This window comes from Streptomyces sp. NBC_00057 (assembly GCF_045041165.1).
In the GTDB taxonomy this organism is placed as follows: domain Bacteria; phylum Actinomycetota; class Actinomycetes; order Streptomycetales; family Streptomycetaceae; genus Streptomyces.
This window is the reverse complement of sequence record NZ_CP108256.1, coordinates 6348094-6368062: the sequence shown is the minus strand read 5'-3', so window position 1 is coordinate 6368062 and position 19969 is coordinate 6348094. Positions and strand designations below refer to the sequence as shown.

Annotated in this window: 20 protein-coding genes and 2 tRNA genes; 12 read left to right on the top strand and 10 right to left on the bottom strand. The window is 68.2% G+C overall.

The window, feature by feature from the left end; genetic code table 11:
• Positions 1-538: 538 nt before the first annotated feature.
• The 3 genes from OG953_RS29920 (at position 539) to OG953_RS29910 (ending at position 1821) form a co-directional block, all read left to right on the top strand.
• Positions 539-694, top strand: a complete 156-nt coding sequence (locus tag OG953_RS29920; RefSeq protein ID WP_405688178.1) for a hypothetical protein — start codon at positions 539-541, stop codon at positions 692-694.
• A 169-nt stretch (positions 695-863) separates the two neighbouring features.
• Positions 864-1142 carry a hypothetical protein gene (locus OG953_RS29915; protein ID WP_405688177.1) on the top strand — a complete coding sequence of 93 codons (279 nt, stop codon included), beginning with the start codon at positions 864-866 and terminating at the stop codon, positions 1140-1142.
• Positions 1143-1314: 172 nt separating this feature from the next.
• On the top strand, positions 1315-1821 hold the full coding sequence (locus OG953_RS29910; protein WP_405688175.1) for an RICIN domain-containing protein: 507 nt from the start codon (positions 1315-1317) through the stop codon (positions 1819-1821).
• 226 nt (positions 1822-2047) lie between these two features.
• On the opposite strand, the gene OG953_RS29905 is transcribed toward OG953_RS29910, so the two are convergent.
• A complete protein-coding gene (locus OG953_RS29905; RefSeq protein ID WP_405688174.1) occupies positions 2048-2554 on the bottom strand; it encodes a hypothetical protein in 507 nt (168 codons plus the stop codon).
• Positions 2555-3233: 679 nt separating this feature from the next.
• Here OG953_RS29905 and OG953_RS29900 point away from each other — a divergent pair.
• From OG953_RS29900 to OG953_RS29885, 4 genes are all read left to right on the top strand, one after another.
• The gene (locus tag OG953_RS29900; RefSeq protein ID WP_405688173.1) at positions 3234-4001 is read left to right on the top strand and encodes a hypothetical protein; all 768 of its coding nucleotides are present in this window, start codon (positions 3234-3236) and stop codon (positions 3999-4001) included.
• Positions 4002-4304: 303 nt separating this feature from the next.
• Positions 4305-4928, top strand: a complete 624-nt coding sequence (locus OG953_RS29895; RefSeq protein ID WP_405688172.1) for an SMI1/KNR4 family protein — start codon at positions 4305-4307, stop codon at positions 4926-4928.
• A gap of 294 nt (positions 4929-5222) precedes the next feature.
• Positions 5223-5297: transfer RNA gene (locus OG953_RS29890), tRNA-Trp, on the top strand.
• A gap of 420 nt (positions 5298-5717) precedes the next feature.
• A complete protein-coding gene (locus OG953_RS29885; RefSeq protein ID WP_405688169.1) occupies positions 5718-6296 on the top strand; it encodes a tyrosine-type recombinase/integrase in 579 nt (192 codons plus the stop codon).
• 100 nt (positions 6297-6396) lie between these two features.
• Here OG953_RS29885 and OG953_RS29880 read toward each other — a convergent pair.
• Positions 6397-6471 (bottom strand) — tRNA-Val (locus OG953_RS29880).
• Between the two features lie 236 nt (positions 6472-6707).
• Between OG953_RS29880 and OG953_RS29875 the strand changes: the two genes are divergently transcribed.
• The 4 genes from OG953_RS29875 (at position 6708) to OG953_RS29860 (ending at position 9957) form a co-directional block, all read left to right on the top strand.
• Positions 6708-7472, top strand: coding sequence for a DUF4097 family beta strand repeat-containing protein (locus OG953_RS29875; protein WP_405688168.1), 765 nt, complete (start codon positions 6708-6710; stop codon positions 7470-7472).
• Positions 7473-7543: 71 nt separating this feature from the next.
• The gene (locus OG953_RS29870; protein ID WP_405688166.1) at positions 7544-8929 is read left to right on the top strand and encodes a hypothetical protein; all 1386 of its coding nucleotides are present in this window, start codon (positions 7544-7546) and stop codon (positions 8927-8929) included.
• Between the two features lie 129 nt (positions 8930-9058).
• Positions 9059-9655 (top strand): DUF4383 domain-containing protein, encoded by a 597-nt coding sequence (locus OG953_RS29865; protein ID WP_405688164.1) that lies wholly within the window; start codon positions 9059-9061, stop codon positions 9653-9655.
• An 80-nt stretch (positions 9656-9735) separates the two neighbouring features.
• Positions 9736-9957: a zinc ribbon domain-containing protein gene (locus OG953_RS29860; RefSeq protein ID WP_405688162.1), complete on the top strand. Its 222-nt coding sequence runs from the start codon at positions 9736-9738 to the stop codon at positions 9955-9957.
• 33 nt (positions 9958-9990) lie between these two features.
• Here the strand turns inward: OG953_RS29860 and OG953_RS29855 are convergent, their stop codons facing one another.
• Genes OG953_RS29855 through OG953_RS29840 form a run of 4 tightly spaced genes read right to left on the bottom strand, consistent with a single transcriptional unit; the run spans position 9991 to position 15352 of the window.
• The gene (locus OG953_RS29855; protein ID WP_405688160.1) at positions 9991-10650 is read right to left on the bottom strand and encodes an O-methyltransferase; all 660 of its coding nucleotides are present in this window, start codon (positions 10648-10650) and stop codon (positions 9991-9993) included.
• Between the two features lie 49 nt (positions 10651-10699).
• Positions 10700-11533, bottom strand: a complete 834-nt coding sequence (locus OG953_RS29850) for an HAD family hydrolase (RefSeq protein WP_405692138.1) — start codon at positions 11531-11533, stop codon at positions 10700-10702.
• A gap of 44 nt (positions 11534-11577) precedes the next feature.
• Positions 11578-14160, bottom strand: coding sequence for a phosphoribosyltransferase (locus tag OG953_RS29845; protein ID WP_405688159.1), 2583 nt, complete (start codon positions 14158-14160; stop codon positions 11578-11580).
• A gap of 28 nt (positions 14161-14188) precedes the next feature.
• Entirely contained in the window at positions 14189-15352 is a 1164-nt protein-coding gene (locus tag OG953_RS29840) for an HpcH/HpaI aldolase/citrate lyase family protein (RefSeq protein WP_405688157.1), read from the bottom strand.
• 220 nt (positions 15353-15572) lie between these two features.
• On the opposite strand from OG953_RS29840, the gene OG953_RS29835 reads away from it, so the two are divergent.
• A complete protein-coding gene (locus tag OG953_RS29835; protein WP_405688156.1) occupies positions 15573-16457 on the top strand; it encodes a TerD family protein in 885 nt (294 codons plus the stop codon).
• A gap of 73 nt (positions 16458-16530) precedes the next feature.
• Here OG953_RS29835 and OG953_RS29830 read toward each other — a convergent pair whose 3' ends face one another.
• From OG953_RS29830 to OG953_RS29815, 4 genes are all read right to left on the bottom strand, one after another.
• Complete coding sequence (locus OG953_RS29830) at positions 16531-17265, bottom strand: Tellurium resistance (RefSeq protein ID WP_405688154.1); 735 nt, start codon at positions 17263-17265, stop codon at positions 16531-16533.
• A gap of 141 nt (positions 17266-17406) precedes the next feature.
• A complete protein-coding gene (locus OG953_RS29825) occupies positions 17407-18549 on the bottom strand; it encodes a DUF475 domain-containing protein (RefSeq protein WP_405688152.1) in 1143 nt (380 codons plus the stop codon).
• Positions 18550-18620: 71 nt separating this feature from the next.
• Positions 18621-19196 carry a TerD family protein gene (locus OG953_RS29820; protein WP_405688151.1) on the bottom strand — a complete coding sequence of 192 codons (576 nt, stop codon included), beginning with the start codon at positions 19194-19196 and terminating at the stop codon, positions 18621-18623.
• A 195-nt stretch (positions 19197-19391) separates the two neighbouring features.
• The gene (locus OG953_RS29815; protein WP_203185949.1) at positions 19392-19967 is read right to left on the bottom strand and encodes a TerD family protein; all 576 of its coding nucleotides are present in this window, start codon (positions 19965-19967) and stop codon (positions 19392-19394) included.
• Between the last annotated feature and the right edge of the window lie 2 nt (positions 19968-19969).

Below are 19969 nucleotides of genomic sequence, written 5' to 3'. Positions count from 1 at the left end.
CATCAAGCGTCCGGCTCCCTTGAGTTACGACACCCGCTTTGTACGTTCGATCGGGTGCACCCCTTGCCTCAGGGCCCGCGAACTTGGGTGAAGTGCTCATTTCCGGTGCGTGGACGGCCTTCCCGATCCACCGCCGTCCGGCGTCGTCGATGTCAGGTATGGATCTCAGGAGGCCGGGCCTGGCACCCGGTCCGCGCACTCCATCGCAGCGATCGAGGTCTTCCGCCAGCGACGGACTGCCAACGCTGTGGCTCCCAGGAGTAAACACCCGAAGGCCGGGCCTCCCCAGATCAGGACTGCGAACGCGGACCCAAGACTCTCCATGTCGCCCCCTTTGTTGGCAAGAGCGTACGCCGAGGCGCCGAGCATCGAGCGCATTCTCGAAACGCCTGCCGAGACTCCCCGCTGTTCCCCGCGAGGTGCCGACCGATCGGGCACACGAGGGACACGGGCGCTCAACAGTAGGCGCCTTGGTCAACTCGACAGTTCTGGGCTGCCTCCGCTACTTGTTGCGGAGGCCTCTCGCCTCGCTGACCGGGTGCCAACCGCGCCGATCGTCATGCTTTACCTGCTCAACTCCAACATCGGGCACGTCATCGCGGCTGCCCGCCAAGGGCCGTACAGCGGGAACCCGGTGATGGCCGGGATGGTGCTTGAGCAGTACGCCAAGGCGCTGACACCAGCGGCCAGCTAGCTGAACCAGCGTTCGAGCGCCCCGTCGCCCCAGGGGAGGCGGGGCTTCGTCACGTGGCCGAAGTTCCCAACCGCACGTCCGGGCCACCGCCACGCCACTCGACCACCCCGGACAGCAGCACGTTGCCCTCGGTGATGTCGTCCATGCCCGCCCGGCGCAGGAACTCAGAGTGACCCCGCAGGACCCGGGCGTATACATCAGCCCGGCGCAGATGTACCAGGAGGTACGGAGATTGGCGCAGGCCGTCGGCCGGGTCGAGTCGGAGATCGACGGCATACTCGACGAGACGAAGGACATCCGCTGCGTTCTCTCCGACCACGAGGCGCGACTTCGCACGCTGGAGCGGGCGCGGTGGCCGATGCCGACGATCGGCGTCCGCGCCGGGGTGGCCGACACTGCCACCGGGATCCTCGCACTTCTTCGGCGATGGGTGAATTGGCCGTCCTGACGCCTTGGTTGGTCACTCGGCGGGTTCGGTGGGGCTCGGGACTGCCTGATCGCACGCGTCAAGTGATTCCATCGTTGCGATGCGCTGCAGGCAACCCCGCAGCCGATACATTACGCTTCGTGTCCAATTAGACACGGAACGTAATGTGTAATGTGAAACAGAGGAGTCCCTCATGCGCATTCGATCTACCTGCGCCGTCGTCGCCGTAGCACTGGCTGCGACCGTACTCGGAGTGGGCACCGCCGACGCGACCGGGCCGTTGAGCGGCACCAAGGTCCGCAACTGGCAGACCGGCTACGTCCTCGGCGTCGCGGGCAACTCGACGGTCGGCGGCGCCCAGATCCAGTACCAGGTCGACACCGACGACCTGGCCCAGAAGTGGGCCGTCGACCCGGTCACCAGCAGCACCTTCCTGCTGCGCAATCTCAACAGTGACATGTGCGTCACCGCTGTGGGCGGAGGCAGCACCGAAGCCCTCCAGCAGCGTCCGTGTGACCCCCGCTGGGACGAGCAGATCTTCAGCATGGAGGACTCCAGCAAGCCCAACCGGTACCAGCTCAAGAACCAGGCCCACAACCTGTGCTTGAACCCCGGCACCACCGGCGCCCCCGCCTACGCCCGAGTTATCGGCTGTAGTGCCACCAACAACTACAACGCCCACTCGTTCGACGTCCGCTGACCTCGGCGACTTCCTCGGGGGTGAGCGGTCCTCGGGCCGCCGGACCGCCGCCGCTCCTGAACCACCATGCCCCCTACCCGGCTCCGGCCGGGGCAGGGGGCGCTTTCACAGTCGATGCTGCCGTCTTCGTACAGGCTGCCCATGTACCAGTCGTCGTCATAGACCGGCTTCACGAGGCACAGACTAGGGACGGCGCGCAGTGGGCCGGGGGGCCCTGTGCGCACCTCTACGGAACCAACGGGTCGTGCGTGCGCTCGCAGTCGTCGTCTCGCAGGTGTAGTCGGCGAAGATCTTGCAGGGCGGCGACGGGGAAGGGGTAGCGTCTCCACTTCTCGTGGTAGCCGTCCTCTCCATGGGCCCGCAGCACTGTCTGTGCCGCCTCTATGACGGCGTGACTGAGGGCGCTACGGGGTTGCTTGGAGCTCCAGGAGAGCGAGCCCTCCCTGTCGGGGACGCCAAAGCTCACAGCCATGTCCGGGAACCGGTAGATCGCGATGTCCACGTCCGGGCCCCGGCGGCGCAGAACCCATCGCGCTTCGGCCGGCTCAAGGTCGAAGGAGACCCGCTGGACGGTAGAAGGTCCATAGAGACCTGCGACTGCGTGTAGCAAGTCGGCAAGAGCGTCCGTGCAGTAGCTGACGGAGTCCTTGCACTCCGAGGAGCTGTCAGCGATGCGGCACGTTGCCCAGCCAGTGCTGTAGAGCTCCCAACTGAACTGGAGATCACCTGTCATTGTTCGCCTCCCCGTGATCGTTCACGAAGACGGTACAGCGCAGGTCGGCGTATCGGCGGAGCTGCCTCGGGGCGAGAAACCGGGCTGCCACGGTCAAGTGCCGGCGCATCGAGGGCCTGACGCACTAGTTCGGAAGACGCCGTACGCGGATGCGGCCTGAGCTGCGGGGGCGTTGACCTGCGGGGGAATCACATCGTTACCCCTGTTCCCCGTGGTTCCCCCTTCACTCCTGCCCCGTCGGGCACGTAGCGGGCACGGTCAGGGCTTTCCGCCGGTAGACGTCTCTTGATCGTAAACGCGCTGGTACTCAGCGACCGTGTCGGCCGGGCCACCTGCGACCGGGTCCTTCCTCTGAACCCGGGCGGTCAGCCCGTGTCGTTCATGGACTGGCTCGCTCGAAGGTCCATGGATCTGGTCGGCTGGTGAACGCTGCCGGGCCGACACTCGGCGAGGACGGTGTCGGCAGCCCGGTAGCAGAACTCCCCAACTCACCCACCGATCAGGACTCTCGGTCAGGCTAATCGCGGGGCGGGTCGTTAGCGCTCGCTTCACCGTCGCTGTTGGCTCACCGCGGTCCGCACCCGTCCCAGGGCGACCAGCGCCAGCCCCGCCTCACCCGGTAAAGTGGCGACCTTCGGCCGGCGGAAGCCGTACGGAGTCCTCGAAGGCCGGGCACATCATGCATCTCGCCGACCATCCCGCACGCCGCCGCCTCAGCGCCGCCCTGGACAACCTGGCCGTCACCTTCCACGGCATGACCGCACATCCGGACGAGCGCAACTGCGAATGCCACTGGGGCAGCCCGCAGGAGCTCTCCCTTCTGAAGACGCCGGACGTGGAGCTGGAGCCGGATCTCCTGCGCCGGACCTGGCAGGCCATCGATTGGACCGATCACGCGGCCGTGCTGCGTCGCATCCTGCCGCAGTTCGCCACGGTGCTGGTCACCGGTCGCACGGAACCCCTGTTCGGACTGGAAGAGGCCGGGTACTCCTTCGCCCGCGGCCGCTGGCAGCAGTGGCCTGACGATCACGCCGGTCCGGTACGCGAGTTTCTGCATGCGTGGTGGGCGCAGAGCCTCACTGAGCCGGATGCGATCGTCCCGGCGCACCAAGTCTTCGTGATGTGTGCCGAGGCGTCCGGAACGCTCGGCCCCTGGCTCGCCGAATGGGAGAAGCAGACCGGGTACCTCAGCGACCGACATCTCGCCGAGGCAGCGGCGGAATGGGAGTACGAGCTTCTGGGAGACAGCCTGCCGTGGAGAGTGGGCTGGTACCAGCACGACGAGGAGGAGATGCGCGCCGAACTGGTCGCCTGGCTCCTCGAACACGCTGCGGTGCGGCTCCGCGAGTCGGGCGCATCAGCGGATCTGCAGCACCGGATACGGCTGCTCGGTCTCACCGGCGAGGACCGCTGGACGGATCCGCACTGGCCCGGCCACCGCTACTGACGACCAGCGGGCGCGACCTCGGGGCCGGACCGCGTAGCCAAGGGCCTGTGTGGATGCGCTACTTGGCTGCGAAGAGTCCGGACGTAGGGACTGGCTCAGAAGCCGAAGAAGTGACGCGGCACCTTCCTGACCTGAGTGCGCTCCAGTCGCCGTCCTTCTGGCCTGCGGGTTAGCTGTCGTCGCCTGTCATCGTTGAGTCCCCTCGCACGGCCCAGAGAGGGCCCCAGTCGGATGTATCAGGGTCACGGCCACCGTCTGGCTGTCCCAGGGGGTTGTCAGTACCAGGTGGCAGGATGCCGTGCCATGACCGCACCGATTAGTGAGTCGTGGACGCGAATCGAGAACTGGCTGGCCGAACATGCGCCGGCGACCTACGCCGCGCTGGCGCCGCCCGCGGATCCGGCGGACATCGCCGCGATCGAACGCGTCATCGGCCGGCCGCTCCTGAAGCCCTTGGTGATGTCGCTGCTGCGGCACGACGGTCTCCTCGACCAGCGGGGCTCGCTGCTGCCAGGGTTCTACAGACCGATGAGCGCACGCGAGATAGCGGCTGCGTGGCAACTTTTCACCGACTTCTACGACAAGCGCACGGCGGATGAGAAAGGAGAGGAAGCGGACTACGACTTCATGAAGATCGGGGCCAGCAGAGTCCTGTACGGACACCCGCAGCTGATCCCCATTGCGCGGGATGTCGGCGGGGGTTGCCTCGTACTGGACCACCGTCCCGAGATCGACCGGGGGCGCGTCCACGAAGCCGAGGCCACGGAAGGCCTTATGCGCGTATCACACGAGATGTGGACGTCCCTGCCGGTGCTCATGGAGGCGATCGCCACGTCTCTCGAGACCTACCAGCCCCTCAACGACTACACGCCGGTAGTGGACGAGGAGCAGAGGCTGTACTGGGACTTCAGACCGGCTGCGCAGTGACCGGACCTTGCATCGGCCATGACGCAGCAGCGGATAGCAAGGTCGGTGGAGTCTCCATGGGTATGGCAACTGCACAGCGATCTTGGAAACCGTCTGGCGGCGATGTCACCGTGGGTTCAAATCCCACACCCACCGCAGATGAACGGTCCCTGACCAGGTGAATCGGTCGGGGGCCCTTCTCTTGCGGGCTGTCCGTCAATCACCGTGGTTCCCCGTCAGTTCCTGACCGATCGGGCACGGCAGGGGCACGGGCACCTCGGCAGCAGCGGGAGTCCGTAGGATTGCGGACGGGGCGGAGCCGTAGCGCAGAGGTCGTCGCGCGCGGTCTCCAAAATCGCGAGGACGCCGGTTCGAATCCGGCCGGTTCTGCCTTCCCGTCCCGTCGTATTTGGCGTGTCTGCCGTGCGGTACCAGGTGCTCGGGCACGGCTTAGTTGTGTTGGGTACGCCTATGGCGCTGGGTCGGCGTGGGCCCTATAGCGCTTCGTCTCGGGCCAGGATCAGGCTCCCGCAACCCCGCGGCATCGGCCGCGACGGAGATTTCGGTTGCTGAGCTGTACACCTTGATCCGGGATTCATCCATGCGGTCACGCTACAGCGGGCCTTCACCACTCATCCCAACCCACCACTCACCTCAGCTCCCATCCCGTCCGCCTTCGCCCCACACACCGTGGAGCGGTCGTGGTTCAGGGCGTCAAGGTGGAGCGCGCCACTGTACGAACGACTGCCCACAACGCTCGCCACGAATCCGCCGGCACCCGCGAACGGCGCCCCGACCATCGTCGACGCCGTGCCATCCCGCTTCCGAGTGTTCATCCTCTTGGCAGGCTTCACCGGCCTTCGCTTCGGGGAACTGGCCGCGCTCCAGCGCCATGACATCGACCTGGAACGGCGAACCGTCGCCGTGAGACCTGCTTTGGCTGAGACCCGTACGGACGGCGTCTTGGTCAAGACGCCCAAGAGTGCGGCAGGTGTGCGCACCGTCGCCTTCCCGGCCTCGCTGACGGCGGACCTGGCCGCTCATCTCGACGCGTACGCCGAGCAGGGGCGTACTGGGCTGTTGTTCACCGGAGCACGAGGCGGGCAACTTCGCCGCAACAACTTCCGCCGCCTGTGGCTGCGGGCCCTGGCTACGACGGGCGTGGGGGACGTGCATTTCCACGATCTGCGCCACACAGGGAACACCTTCACCGCGACCGGCGGTGCAACTACGCGCGAGCTGATGCAGCGGATGGGGCACTCCTCGGTGCGTGCCGCGCTGATCTACCAGCACCTGGTGAACGGCCGTGACCACGCGATCGCCACCCACGTCGACGAGCAGATCAGGAAAGTCCGACCGGCAGAGCCCGGCGACGCATCTGGCACGTAACTGGCACGACGCCTCTCCCCCGCCTCCGCGGCTGAGGAACGAACAAGGCCCAGGCTCCCGGTTCAGTACCGGTGACCTGGGCCTTTGTCGTGCTTCCTACTGGTGGGCGCGGACGGTTTCGAACCGCCGACATCTGCTTTGTAAGAGCAGCGCTCTACCCCTGAGCTACGCACCCGTGGATGAGGCAACAGCGTACATGGACTACGGCCCACGGTCACAAACGGTTGCCCGGACGGCAGTGAACGAGGTGGCAGGGACCATGGCGCAGCCGGGGCAGCCGCGGCAGCGTCCGGGGGATATCCCCACCCCTCATACGGTAGCCGTCCGGATTCTGCCGGGTGGGGCGGCGTACGTACGGTGAGGCGCACGCCGTCGGGACCGCCCGCCGTACGACCTGGGGGAAAGACCATCGTGGCACTCCGTACCCGCACTCTCATCGCGTCCGGTGGGGCCCTGATTCTCGGTCTTGCTCTCACCGGCTGCGGCAGTACGGATCCGGGCGACGCGCCCGCCGAGCACAAGTCCTTCGCGCTCAGCGGGAAGACGCTGACCATCTACTCCGGTCACACGTCTGTGGAGCTCGTACCGGCCGATGTACGGAAGGTCGAGGTGACCCGTCATGTCGACGGGTGGGTGGTTCTCGGGAACGGGCCCGATCCCACGTGGAAGATGCAGGACAACACGCTCACGCTCCGGGTGAAGTGCAGGGCCGTGATCAGCGACTGTGCCTCGCAGCACCAGGTGAAGGTGCCGCGCGGGGTGGCGGTGGTCGTCAAGGGGGACAACGGGAAGGTCGCCGCGTCCGGCTTCGACACTCCCCTTACGCTCCACGCCGACAACGGGAAGGTGACCGTCCGGGACTCCAGCGGGCCGCTCAAACTGGGGAGCGGCAACGGTGGCATCGTCACCGAAGGGATCTCGGCCAAGTCCGTATCGGCTCGGTCCGACAACGGCAGGATCCGGCTGGGGTTCATCTCCGTGCCCGATCTCGTGGACACCGAGAGCGACAACGGACGGATCACCATCGATCTGCCGGGCGGCTCCGTGAGGTATGCGGTGGACGCCGTCGCCCACAACGGACGCGTCTCGGTGGACGCGCCGCGCAGCGACGACAGCAGCCATGTGGTGAAGGCCCGGAGCGGCAACGGCCAAGTCACGGTCCGAAGCGTGAACTAACCGGCCCGTGTGTTCGTCCTTACCTGGTGGGAGAATGTACCGGGCAGGGCGAAACGGCACGGGAGAGGGATGTGACGGCGACACACGCGCGGCCGCAGGCGAGAGCGGGTGAGAGTTCCGCCGTCAGGGGTGTCAGGGGTATCGGGGACGTCCTCGTGCTGATGTTGCTGCCGGTGCCGCTGCTCGCCGCCGCGTTGCCGGCCGCGTTCGCCGGTGGCGGTACGAGGCGCTGGTTCGGCGGGCGCGGGGAGAGTCAGCGCGCCGATGCGCAGGCCGCGAAGGACGCAGCCGCTGCCGCCTTCTACGAGCTGGACACGGCCCAGCGCGATCTGCGGATCTCGATCGAGACGATCACCGCGGTGGACAGCTCGCCCGGTGCGCGCAAGGCCGTGGATGACTTCGCTGCTCTCGGGCGGCGGATCGACGAGGCCAGTCATACGTACATCACCGCGGTCGACGCGTACGACCTGGACCGGGACGATCTGGAGCCGGCCGTCGCAGCCCGTGCCAGGACCGAGCTGACCACGGCCAAGGACGAGCTGGTGCGGGTCAAGGGCGAGCTGGAGCGGTTCGCGCAGGGGCTCGGGCCGCTGCTGGGCAACGCGGAGACGCAGCTCGCCCGGCTCGCGCCCGCCGTGGAGCGGGCCCGGCAGGCGCTCCTCGGTGCGAGCAATGCTCTCGATGCGGTGCGGGCGTCCGGACTGCGGGCGGACGACCTCGCCGCGCGGCTGGCGGCCCTCGCTCCCGAGCTGACCAAACTCAACCAGGGTGCCGGCCGGCACGGCGTTCCGGAGACCCTGCAGCGTGCCGATCGGGTGCTGCGCGATGCCGAGGCGGTACGGGCAGAGGCGGCCCAGTTGCCCGAACGGGCCGCCGAGATCGACCACCGGCTGGTGTCGCTGCGTACCCGCGCCCAGGCGTTGACGACCCGGGCGGGCTCCGTGGAGCCGGTGCTGAGCGAGCTGCGGCGGCGGTTCTCTGCGGCGTGCTGGCAGGACCTCCAGCCGGTGCCGGAGCAGGCGGCAACCAATGTGCGGCAGGCGGAGGAGAAGCTGAAGGAAGCCGCCAAGGCGCGGGACGAGCAGCGGTGGGCCGATGCGACCTCCCGGCTGAGCACGGTGCGCGCCCTGCTGAACGCCACGGACGAGGCGGTGTCCGCGGCCGGCGACCGGCTGCACCGGCTGAACGATGTGGCCAAGGACCCGCAGCAGGAGATCCAGCGAACCCGGTTCGCGATCCGGGACGCCCAGCGCCTGGCCATGGCCGGGCGCAACACTCCCGATCCGCGTCATGCCCGTCCGCTGGACGATGCCGTGGCCCGGCTGGAGCGCGCCGTCACCGGTCTGGAGGGGCGCCACCCCGACTACTGGCACTTTCTGACCGAGACCGAAGCGGTACGGCAGGCGGCTGCGCGGGTGGTCTCCGAGATCCGTGAGGAGCGCGGGGCCGGCGGGTGATGTGCGGGAGCGGCGACAGCCCTCCTGATACGTCGGGTTCTGGTACGCCGGGTTCGGGTCCTTGGGCCTTCTGATGTGCGGCAGCATTCCCGTGGGCGGATCCTGGTAGTACGCGCGAAGGAGGCCGAAATGGCCACCCATGTACCGCACGCCACCGGACGACAGACCCCGCAGCGCCGCCGTAGGACCACCCAGCTCGACAAGCACCTTCCGGTCGATCACCGGCTGAACCGCGTCTACCGGGTCGGGGCGGGACTGATGGGGCTGGTGCTTCTCGCCTTCGGAATCCTGGGGCTGATCGACAGGATCGGCTTCTTCAGCACCGGCGGTGCCACCGTCGCCGGCCTCAACACGAACGGTGCCCTCAGCGTCCTGTCCATCTGCGTCGGCCTTCTGCTGTTCATCGGGATGGTGATCGGCGGCAACTTCGCCTCGACGCTCAACATGATTCTGGGCATCGCCTTCATCCTCAGCGGATTCGTCAATCTCGCGCTGCTCGGAACCGACTACAACTTCCTCGCCTTCCACCTCCAGAATGTGCTGTTCAGCTTTGTGGTCGGCCTGATGTTGATGGTGTTCGGGATGTACGGGCGGGTCAGCGGCGGCCTTCCGCATGACAACCCGTACTGGCGGGCCCGCCATCCCGAGGAGGCCGAGCGCGAAATGCGGATGGGCCGGAAAGCAACGACGACGCCGCCGCCGATGCCGGTTGTCCGCCGCCCGTAACCCGAACTGCTTCTCCGTACGTACCACCGGTCGGCCGTCGTGGCTGTCTGACTTGGGCCGGCGCCGGATAGCCTGGGGCCATGCCTCGTTACGAGTACCGCTGCCGCTCCTGCGGAGACACGTTCGAACTCAGCCGCCCGATGGCTCAGTCCTCGGACCCGGCCTCCTGCCCCGCCGGGCACGCCGACACCGTGAAGCTTCTCTCCACCGTGGCCGTGGGCGGCTCGGCGGCCAAGTCCGCGCCCGCCGCGCCGTCGGCCGGTGGCGGGGGCGGCTGCTGCGGCGGGGGTTGCTGCGGCTGAGAGCGGGCAACCGGAGTCGCCGGCCTGCGGCTCCTACCGCTTACGGGAGAGCGTCAGCCCGTCCGACACGGTGAGCAGCACGCTGTCCATCCGCGGATCGGCGGCCACGTGGTCGTTGAATTCCTTGATCGCCGCCGCTCCGCCGGTCGCCTGTGGGTCGGTCACCCTGCCGCGGAAGAGCACGTTGTCCGTGACGACGAGACCGCCCTGCCGCATCCTGGGCACCAGTTCCTCCCAGTACGGGATGTAGTTGCCCTTGTCCGCGTCCAGGTAGGCGAGGTCGATGTGCGGCTCGGCCGGCATCGCCCGCAGTGTGTCGAGCGCGGGGGCGATACGGAGTTCGATCCGGTCGGCGACGCCCGCCTTCTCCCACGCCTCCCGGCCGTATGCGGTCCACTCCTTGGAGACATCGCAGGCGATCAGCCGTCCGTCGGCGGGCAGCGCCTGTGCCATCGACAGGGCGGAGAAGCCGGTGAACGTTCCGACCTCCACGATGTGCCGGGCCCCGGTCAGCCGGACGAGGAAGGCGAGCAGCGGTCCCTGTTCCTCCGCGGACTGCATGCCGGCCTGGTCGGGGAGGCGTGCGTACGTGGTCTCGACGAGCTCGCGCTGCACCGCGTCGAGCGGTGGGTTGTGCGCCAGCATGTACGCGTACAGCTCGTCCGTGATCTTGGTTTCGTTGCCCTTGGTCATCGCATGCTCCTCGTCGGTCCCACCGGGCCGGGCCCGCGCCGTCCCGCCCTCACATACTGCTGCTGGACGAGGGCGCCTGCCCCGGGCCCGAAGCCCGGAGGAAGTGGCGCAGGATCTCCTCTCCCGCCGCCACACCGTACTCGGCCGTCACATCGACGTGCGGGGCGCTCCAGCCGGTGTCGGCGAGTTCGCCGTGGGCCGGGCGCCAGGCGCGGTGGGCGGCGAGGAGCAGGTCGGCGTCGAGGAGGCTGTCACCGGCGGCGAGGGTGAGCGTGGCGCCGGTGCGCCGGGCGACTTCGTTCATGGCGGCGCTCTTGGTGAGCGGGCCCGGCACGGCGTAGATCTTGCGGCCCTGGAGGGAGACCGTCCAGCCGCGAGTCTCCGCCCACTCCCCCAGTTCCTTGACCCAGCCCTCGGGCAGCAGCGCACGTTCGACGACGAGATAGGCGAAGAGGTTCTCGGCGACCCGTTCCTTGAGCAGCCAGGCGGGGTCGGCCGCGGCCAGGAGATGGGCGCGGACCTCGGCGAGCGAGGCGCATTCGTCGGCGAGCCTGCGGGAGACCTGCGTCTGCCAGTCGGGGTCGGATTCGCCGTCGACGAGGAGGTGTCCCCCGTTGGCGCAGATCGCAAACCGCGGTGCGGGACCGGGGAGATGGATGCGCCCGTACTGCTCGCGGGTACGGGTGGTCGTCGGGACGAAGACCGTGGTACGGGCGAGTTCGTCGAGCAGTGTCGCGGCCGTCTCGGTCATGTAGGAGAGCGGCTTGTGGTCGTACACCTCTACGCAGAGCAGCCGGGGGGCCTCGGCGTCCGGCATGGGGAGCTGGAGCGCCGCCGTCGAGTAGATCAGGGTGCGGTCGAGGTCGCTCGCGACCAGTGTCATGGGGGCGGTCTCGGTGGCGGGGGTGGCCGCGGTGGCCGGGGTGGTCACTTCGACTCCACCGCCTTGCCGTCCGCACCCGTCGCACCCCTGGTGTACTTCGGGTGGATCAACCCGACGCAGGTGTACGGGAGTTCGTCGACCTCCTCGACCGGTACGCCCCGCTGCTCGGCCAGCAGGCGGATGTGCTCGAGGTCGGCGCCCGCGCCGCGCTTGGCGAGGATCTTCCACGGGACGCGGCGCAGCAGTACGCGGGTCGTCTCGCCGACGCCCGGCTTGACCAGGTTCACATCGTGGATGCCGTACTCCTCGCTGATGCGCTCCACCGCGGCCCAGCCCTCCCAGGTGGGTGCGCGGTCGGCCGCGAGCAGCTCCTTGACCTCGGCGTCCACGGCGTCGACCACCTCGTCGAAGTGGTCGGCGACGGTGTCGAGGAAGTGGCCGGACACATCGGTGCCCGCAAGCTCCCGGTAGAACTTCGCGCCGTGGAAATCGTCGGGTCCGACCAGGTCGGAGCGGAGGACGGTCCGCGAAATCAGCCCGGACACGGTGGAGTTGAGGCAGGCGGACGGAATGAGGAAGTCCTCGCGGGTGCCGTAGGTACGGACGCAGCCACCCGGGTCGGCCAGGACCGCGATCTCGGGGTTGAATCCGTCGAACTCGGCGAGCGCCGCGGACAGTTCACGCGTGATCGCCCCCTTGCCGGTCCAGCCGTCGACGAAGACGACATCCGCCGGATCGTGGTGGGCGGCCAGCCAGCGCAGGGCGTTGGCGTCGATGCCGCGGCCCCGCACGATGGAGACGGCGTAGTGCGGCAGATCGAGTCCGTGCCGGTGCCGGGCCCAGCGGCGCATGAGTACGCCGACGGGAGTGCCGGCCCTGGCGAGCGAGACCAGTACGGGGCGAGCGGAGGGGGTCCCCCCACGCTTTCGGCTGTGGGGGAGCTCGGCGAGGACCGTCTCGGTGACGGTGCCGACGGCGCGGGCGACGCGTGCGGCCGACAGGTCCAGCGCCGCCTCGAACAAGCTCTGGTACTGGGCGGACGGCTGGTACTCGACGGGGAGCGACTCGGCGTAGTGCGCGCCACCGCTCTGTATCGCCTCCTCGCGCTCCTCGGTGGGCGCCTCCAGTTCGGTATCCGAGAGGTCCTGGAGCAGCCAGCCGACTTCGTCCGGCGCGTAGGAGGAGAAGGCGGGGCCGCGGAGGGGCTCGGGCAGCATGGAGGGTTCCTGCCGTTCGAAGACGTACGAGGGGAGGTCCGGCGGGACGTACGAGGGGACGACCGCGAGCAGGACATGGTCGGTGTGCGCGGCGAGCTGCGCCAACAGGCCGTCGGGGGCGTGAAGTTCGGGGGTGTCGGCGGTGGAGTCGACGGTCACGACCACGGCGTCGAAACCGGCGCCCGCGACGTTGTACGCGTACCGGTCACCGGGGCCGTCGGCCGGGTTGTCGTGGGCCGGGAAGACCAGCCGGCTGCGTATCGCATAGCCGGGATCGTCCACGGCGAGGACGGGGGAACGCGTGGTCGTCGAGTAGCGCACCTCGGCGTCGGTGTGGTCCTCCAGGGCCGTCCCCAGGCGGAGGGGGGCGTACATCAGCTCCTCGAAGCCGAGGATCAGTACGCGGCGGGCGTCGCCCAGTGACGCGGCGATGCGGGCGGCCATGGCCGGGAGGATCGGTTCAAGGGCGGCCCGGTGGGCGGGGGTGAAGCCGTGCCGTCCGCCGTCGGGCACACCGGCGGGCCACTGGAGGTCCACCCGGGTGTACGGCCGGCGCCCCTGCTCGACGGCCGCTCGGGGACCGGCGGAACCGGCCCCCTCATGCGCGGCAACCAGTGCCCGGCCCTTCTCCAGGACGCCCTCCGGGAGGGTGACCGTGCCCGAGCTCCTCGTCACCAGGTCGACGCGCGCGCCGATCTCCGCGGCGAACTCGGTCAGACGTCCGTGGTCGGCCGGAGACCGCATGTCCACCAGGGCGACGACGACGTATCGGCTCCGCGGGTATCGCTCGTGCAGCGCGCGGATGGTGTTGAGCACGGTGTTGCCCGTGGAGAATTCGTCGTCCACCAGCACCAGCGGCGCGTCTGCGCATGCATCCGTGTCTGCGGCTGCATCCGCGTCTGTGTCAGCGTCCGCCGGGCCGCACTCGCCCGCCAGCAGGTTCGGGTCCTCCGGAAGCAGCAGGTGCGAGGTGGCGTGCGAGTGCGACTCCTCGAAGCCGCCCGCCCGCTCCACGCCCTCGACGGGGCGGCGCGTCGAATGCAGGTACGGCGCCACGCCAAGCCCGTCGGCGACCGCGTGGCCGAGACCGGTGGCCGTCTCCGCGTAGCCGAGCACGACCGCCCGGCGCGCCCCGGCGTCACCGAGGAGTTCACGCACCCGGCGGCCGAGCTCGAATCCGACGCCGTACACCACGGAAGGCTTCTGCGGCACGTGCTTGCCGAGCACGTTCGACACGAGCAGATGGGCCCGCTTGGGGTTGCGGCGCAGGGCGAGGCCCAGCAGGTCCCTCAGCTCCCTGTCGCCGTCGGGCTTACTGTCGCCGACGAGCTCGACGCCCAGTCGCTCCGCCACCCAGCTGCCCGACCACACCACGTTCGCCGTCTCTTTCCTTGCCGCGCGCTCGCTCATCGAGACACGCTCGTTCCACGAGGCCCGCTCATTCCGCGAGGCCCGCGGCCAGCAGTTCCACGAAACCGACGTCTTCCTTCGCCACGCCGAAGACCTCGGCCCTCTGCAGGGTCCGCTCGGCCCAGGCACGGTGCGGCTTCACTTCATTCATCTTGTTCGTGTACGCGGAGCGCATGACGCCACCGCCTCCGCGTTCCGGCCGCAGGATGTCCTGTGCGTCGCTGAACTCCTCGTGGCTGACCACGGACAGCGCATGCACGGGCGCGACGTGCGACGGGTGGATGCAGGTCTTGCCGAGCAGACCGTTGGCCCGGTCGAGCTCGATCTCGCGCAGCAGGCCGTCCAGGTCGTGCTCGATCAGTGCCGTGCGCAGCTCCTCGGCCCGGCCCTCCAGGAAGGGGCTACGGCGCAGCTGCGGTTTGAACATGCGCTCCTGGAGCCGGAAGTATTCCCACACCGGGCCGGTGATCGTGAAGCCCGTGCCGTCCGCCCGGCCCAGCACATTGACCACGTCGGCTATGACGGCGCCGACGATCTGTACGTCGTACGCAGTCATGTCGGGCGCCCTGCGGAGCCCGTAGGCCGAGCAGAAGTCGGTGACGCCGAGCCGCAGTGCGAGTACCCGCTCGCGGTACTTGTTGACGGTGCGGGTGATTCCCCGGAGTGCTTCCCTGCGGGTCTCCAGATGCAGCAGCTCGGGCGATTCGAGAACGGGCATCGCGAACAGGCGCCGCCCACACGCCTTTTCGGCATCGGTGAGCGCTTCCATGAAAGGCACGCCACGCTCTTCGGTGAACTTCGGAAGTACAAAACCAGACAACAATCGGACGGCGCGGCCGAGCCGACTCACCAAGTCCATTATCTGACCCGGTTCCCGGACCCGGATGAAGAGCAGGGGCACCTCGGATCCGCGCGCATCGAGGTCTGCGAACTGTCTGACCAGGTTCTCCTCGGCGCCGACCACCTCGGAGTCATCGATCGAGTCCTCCAGGCACAGCACCATCGAGACGACACCGCGCCCGGCCTGCTTGATGACATCGTCAGCAAGTCGCGGCCTGGTGGCAGGGCTGTACAGGGTCGCTCCCAGTGCGGCCGAAAGCATGCCGGCCGGCGAGTCCGCATCGAATTCGCGCGGCTCCTGGAAGAACAGACCCTCTCTCGCAGCGGGCGCAATATGCCCGAAATGACGCATGTGAATCCCCCGAACTGCCTCACTGATCGGACAACGTATGGCCGGTAATAGTACGTACGAGCGGGTGTCAACAGTTCCCTACGTGCATGAATTCCGGGTAACTCGTCCATTTCCCGACGGGTCCACGTACCGCGGACGACGTGGTTCCGACGCCCTGCCGAGACATCCGGTGCGACCCCCGCGTTGTCCGCACAGGCAGCCAGCAGGCAGGATGACGGGCATGACGCACGCGATGATGAAAGGCTCGAACGTCCCTCTGGACGCCATGGCCGTACGGGCCGTGCTGTGCTGGACCCCGGGCGCCGGGGTTCCGGACGTGGACGCCTCGGCGCTGCTGCTCGGAGCCGGTGGCCGCGTGCGCTCGGACGAGGACTTCGTCTTCTACAACCAGCCCCGCCACCCCTCCGGCCTGGTGCGACGGCTGCCGAAGCGCAGTGTCCCCGAGGGGCTCACGGACAGCATCGAGGCCGACCTCAACGCGCTCGACCCCTCGGTCGATCAGGTGGTCATCGCCGCATCCTCCGACGGAGCCGCATTCGCTCAGGTGTGCGATCTGCGCATCCTGCTGTACGACGCGGCATCGGCGGGCGGGGACCCGCTCGCCGTCTTCGATGTGCGGCCGGAGACCGGCGAGGAGACGGCGATCATCTGCGGCGAGCTCTACCGGCGCGGCGATGGCTGGAAATTCCGGGCCGTGGGACAGGGCTATCCGACCGGGCTGGTCGGTCTGGCAACCGCCTTCGGTATCTCGGTCGACGAGGCGGAGGCCGCGGCGGAGCCCGACCCGGCCCCCTCGCCGGTAACGGTTCCCTCGCCCGTAGCAGCGCCCGCTTTCCCGCCGCCCGCGCCCGCGTTCCCGCCCGCGCCGGCCCCCGGCCCCGACTCGCAGGCCACCGTCCAGCACCAGCAGCCCGCCTACGGCTACCCGCAGCCCGCGGTGGCCCAGCCGACTCCGCAGCCCGCTCCCCAGCCGGCGTACGGGTATCCGCAGCCTGCCGCCGCCCAGCCCGCCTACGGCTACCCGCAGCCTGCCGCGGCTGCGGCGCCCGCCCCCGACCCGAATTTCGTGCTGCCACCGCAGGGGCCGCAGTTCGTAAGGTCCTGAGACGGCTGTGGGAGCGGCCCCGGAACGGCCCCGGAGGTGGCCCTGAACCGCCTGCGGCCCGTCCGGCGTCGGCTCAGGTCCGGGACTTGTAGCCCCGTCCCCACTGCATGCCCCAGCCGTACAGCCGGTCCAGCTCCGACTGGAATCCGTACACGAATTTCACCTCGCGCCGCACGATCAGCTCGTCCTTGATGTTCTCCACCGTGAACACGGCGCAGGAACGGGCCTGCGGGGCTCGCTCGTCGAGTTCGATCTCGATCCGCGGGCCGTTGCCGGGGTAGAGCGTCACCTTGGCGTGCGTACGGTCGAAGGCCGGCGTCTGGTCGTAGATGTAGACGAAGAACAGCAGCCGCTTGATCTGGTCGTGCTGGTCGAGATTGACGTAGACGGTCTCGCCCGACGGTGCCCCGAAGCGGTCGTCCCCGCTGAGCCGGATGTACGGCGGCCCGTTCAGGTCGCCGATGAGGTTGCCCAGGGGCTGGACCACGCCCTTGGTGCCGTCCTTCAGCTCGTACATGCAGCCCAGGTCCAGGTCGACATTGACCATCCCCTGGGTGTGCGCCTGGACCACATCGGGCTGGAAGAGCTGCATGGGGCGCAGCAGCCGGCCGCTCTGCCGCGCCCTGCCCTCGATGTCGGACGTACGCATCCGCCAGGAGAGGTTGACCCGCAGATTGCCGGTCAGCGCACCCTGCTTGGTCAGCGAGACCGTAGCGTGCCGCCTGGAGAGCACGATGGAGTTGGTCGACGCGTGGCCCGACTCGAACTGCGCCTCCCGCCTCGGCCACAGGCTGTCCCAGAACGCCATCCCCAACCCCCACACGTATCGGTAATGCACCGGCCCCGCACACATCACTGCGGGGCGGCCGCCGGGCCGGGTCCGGGTGTTCCCGGAGAACCGTCGCCGTACGGACCGCCCCGCTGAGAGCGTTCCTCAATCCCTACCGGGTCACACCCCGGACGGGACTTCTGCCTTGGAACCTGCGCCGTCCCCGCCTTCGGCCTCCAGCGCCTTGTTGCGCCGGACGGAGGACCAGAAGGACCAGGCGATCAGCACGACACCGACGAGACCGGTGATGAGCTCGGGGATCTCGTACTGGATGGTGACGAGGAGGAGGACGGCCAGCGCACCGATGGCGTAGTGGGCGCCGTGCTCCAGGTAGACGTAGTCGTCGAGGGTGCCCTGACGGACCAGGTAGACCGTGAGCGACCGGACGTACATGGCGCCGATACCGAGGCCGAGGGCCATCAGCACGATCTCGTTGGTGACGGCGAAGGCGCCGATGACACCGTCGAACGAGAAGGACGCGTCGAGCACTTCCAGGTAGAGGAACATGAAGAACGCGGCCTTGCCGGCGAGTGCGACCGGAGAAACCTTCTTGCCGCTCTTCCTGGCCTCCTCCTCGGCCTCGTGCTCCCGCTCTTCCTCTTCCTCCAGCTTGTTCTCGAAGAAGCCGGAGAGGCCGCCGACGATCAGGTACGTGATCAGACCCGCGACTCCGGCGAGCAGGACGGTCTCCGCCTTGTCCGCGTGGCCGCCGCCGTGCTGGTGCGCGTTGGTCGCGACGGTCATGGCCGAGATCAGCAGCACGATCAGCGCGATGCAGACCGACAGCATGTCGACCTTGCCGAGCTTGGCGAGCGGGCGCTCGATCCAGCGCAGCCACTGGATGTCACGGTCCTCGAAAATGAAGTCGAGGAAGATCATCAGCAGGAACATGCCACCGAAGGCGGCAATCGCCGGGTGGGCGTCCGTGACCAGTTCCTGGTAGCGATCGGGCTGGGTGAACGAAAGATCGACCGCTTCGATCGGGCCGACCTTGGCGGTGATGGCCACGATCACGACGGGGAACACCAGCCGCATACCGAAGACCGCGATGAGCACACCGATCGTGAGGAAGATCTTCTGCCAGAAGGCATTCATCTTCTTCAGGATTCCGGCGTTGACCACCGCATTGTCGAAGGACAGCGAGATCTCCAGGACGGAAAGAATCGCAACCACTCCGAAGGCTTCCCACCCCCCGTAGATCAACGCTGCGACCAGGCCGAGCGCGGTAACCGCGAACGACCAGCCGAAGGTTTTCAGAAGCACTGGCTACCCCATCGTGTATGTAACGGGTCTCCCCCGGGTGTGTACGGGGCTCCCCCGCGCTGTGCGCGGCTTTACGAAACGTTGACCCCAAAGTCTAAAGCGATGCCACGCAGCCCCGACGCGTACCCCTGTCCCACAGCACGGAACTTCCACTCGCCGTTGTGCCGATAGAGCTCGCCGAAGATCATCGCGGTTTCTGTCGAGGCATCTTCGCTGAGGTCGTAACGCGCGAGTTCCTGACCGTCCGCCTGGTTCACCACGCGGATGAACGCATTGCTGACCTGGCCGAAGGCCTGCCCTCGATTGTCCGCCTCATGGATCGAGACCGGAAAAATGATCTTGTCGCAGTGCGCCGGTACCTGAGTGAGATTCACGATGACCGACTCGTCGTCGCCCTCGCCCTCACCCGTGAGGTTGTCGCCGGTGTGCTCCACGGAGCCGTCGGGGCTCGTGAGGTTGTTGTAGAACACGAACCATTCGTCGCCGAGCACCCGGCCCGACTGGCACAGCAGCGCGCTGGCGTCGAGGTCGAAGTCGGCGCCCGTGGTGGATCGCGCGTCCCAGCCGAGCCCGACCAGCACCTGGGTGAGGTTGGGTGCGGCCTTGGAGAGGGAGACATTGCCTCCCTTGGCGAGCGTGACGCCCATGGTGTGTCCTCCCCGAGTCGATGAACCGTCTGTTGAGCCGTTGAACTGTCGAGCCGTTCAGCAGCCGAGCCTGAGCCGCTGAACGGGCTGTTCGGCGCATCCGGCGCCGCACGGGGTGCGGCGCCGGACGGGGTGCATGCCGGCGTGGCACGTGGCCCGGGCTGCGCCTCGGCGGCTCGGCCCGGCCGCGTCTTCTCAGACGTTGACGCCGAAGTCCTGCGCGATGCCGCGCAGCCCCGAGGCGTAACCCTGACCGATGGCGCGGAACTTCCACTCCGCCCCATTGCGGTACAGCTCGCCGAAGACCATGGCGGTCTCCGTCGAGGCGTCCTCGCTCAGGTCGTAACGCGCCAGCTCGGTGTTGTCAGCCTGGTTGACCACGCGGATGTACGCGTTGCGCACCTGGCCGAAGCTCTGCTGGCGGGACTCGGCCTCGTAGATCGAGACCGGGAAGACGATCTTGTCGACATCGGCCGGAACGCCGGCCAGGTTCACCTTGATGACCTCGTCGTCGCCCTCGCCCTCACCGGTGAGGTTGTCACCGGTGTGCTCGACGGAGCCGTCGGGGCTCTTGAGGTTGTTGAAGAAGACGAAGTTGCCGTCGCTGCCGACCTTGCCCTCGGCGTTCGTCAGCAGGGCGCTGGCGTCGAGGTCGAAGTCACCACCGGTGGTGGTACGAGCATCCCAGCCCAGACCGACGATAACCGCGGTCAGGTTGGGCGCGGCCTTGGTCAGCGAGACGTTGCCGCCCTTGCTGAGGCTGACTCCCACGA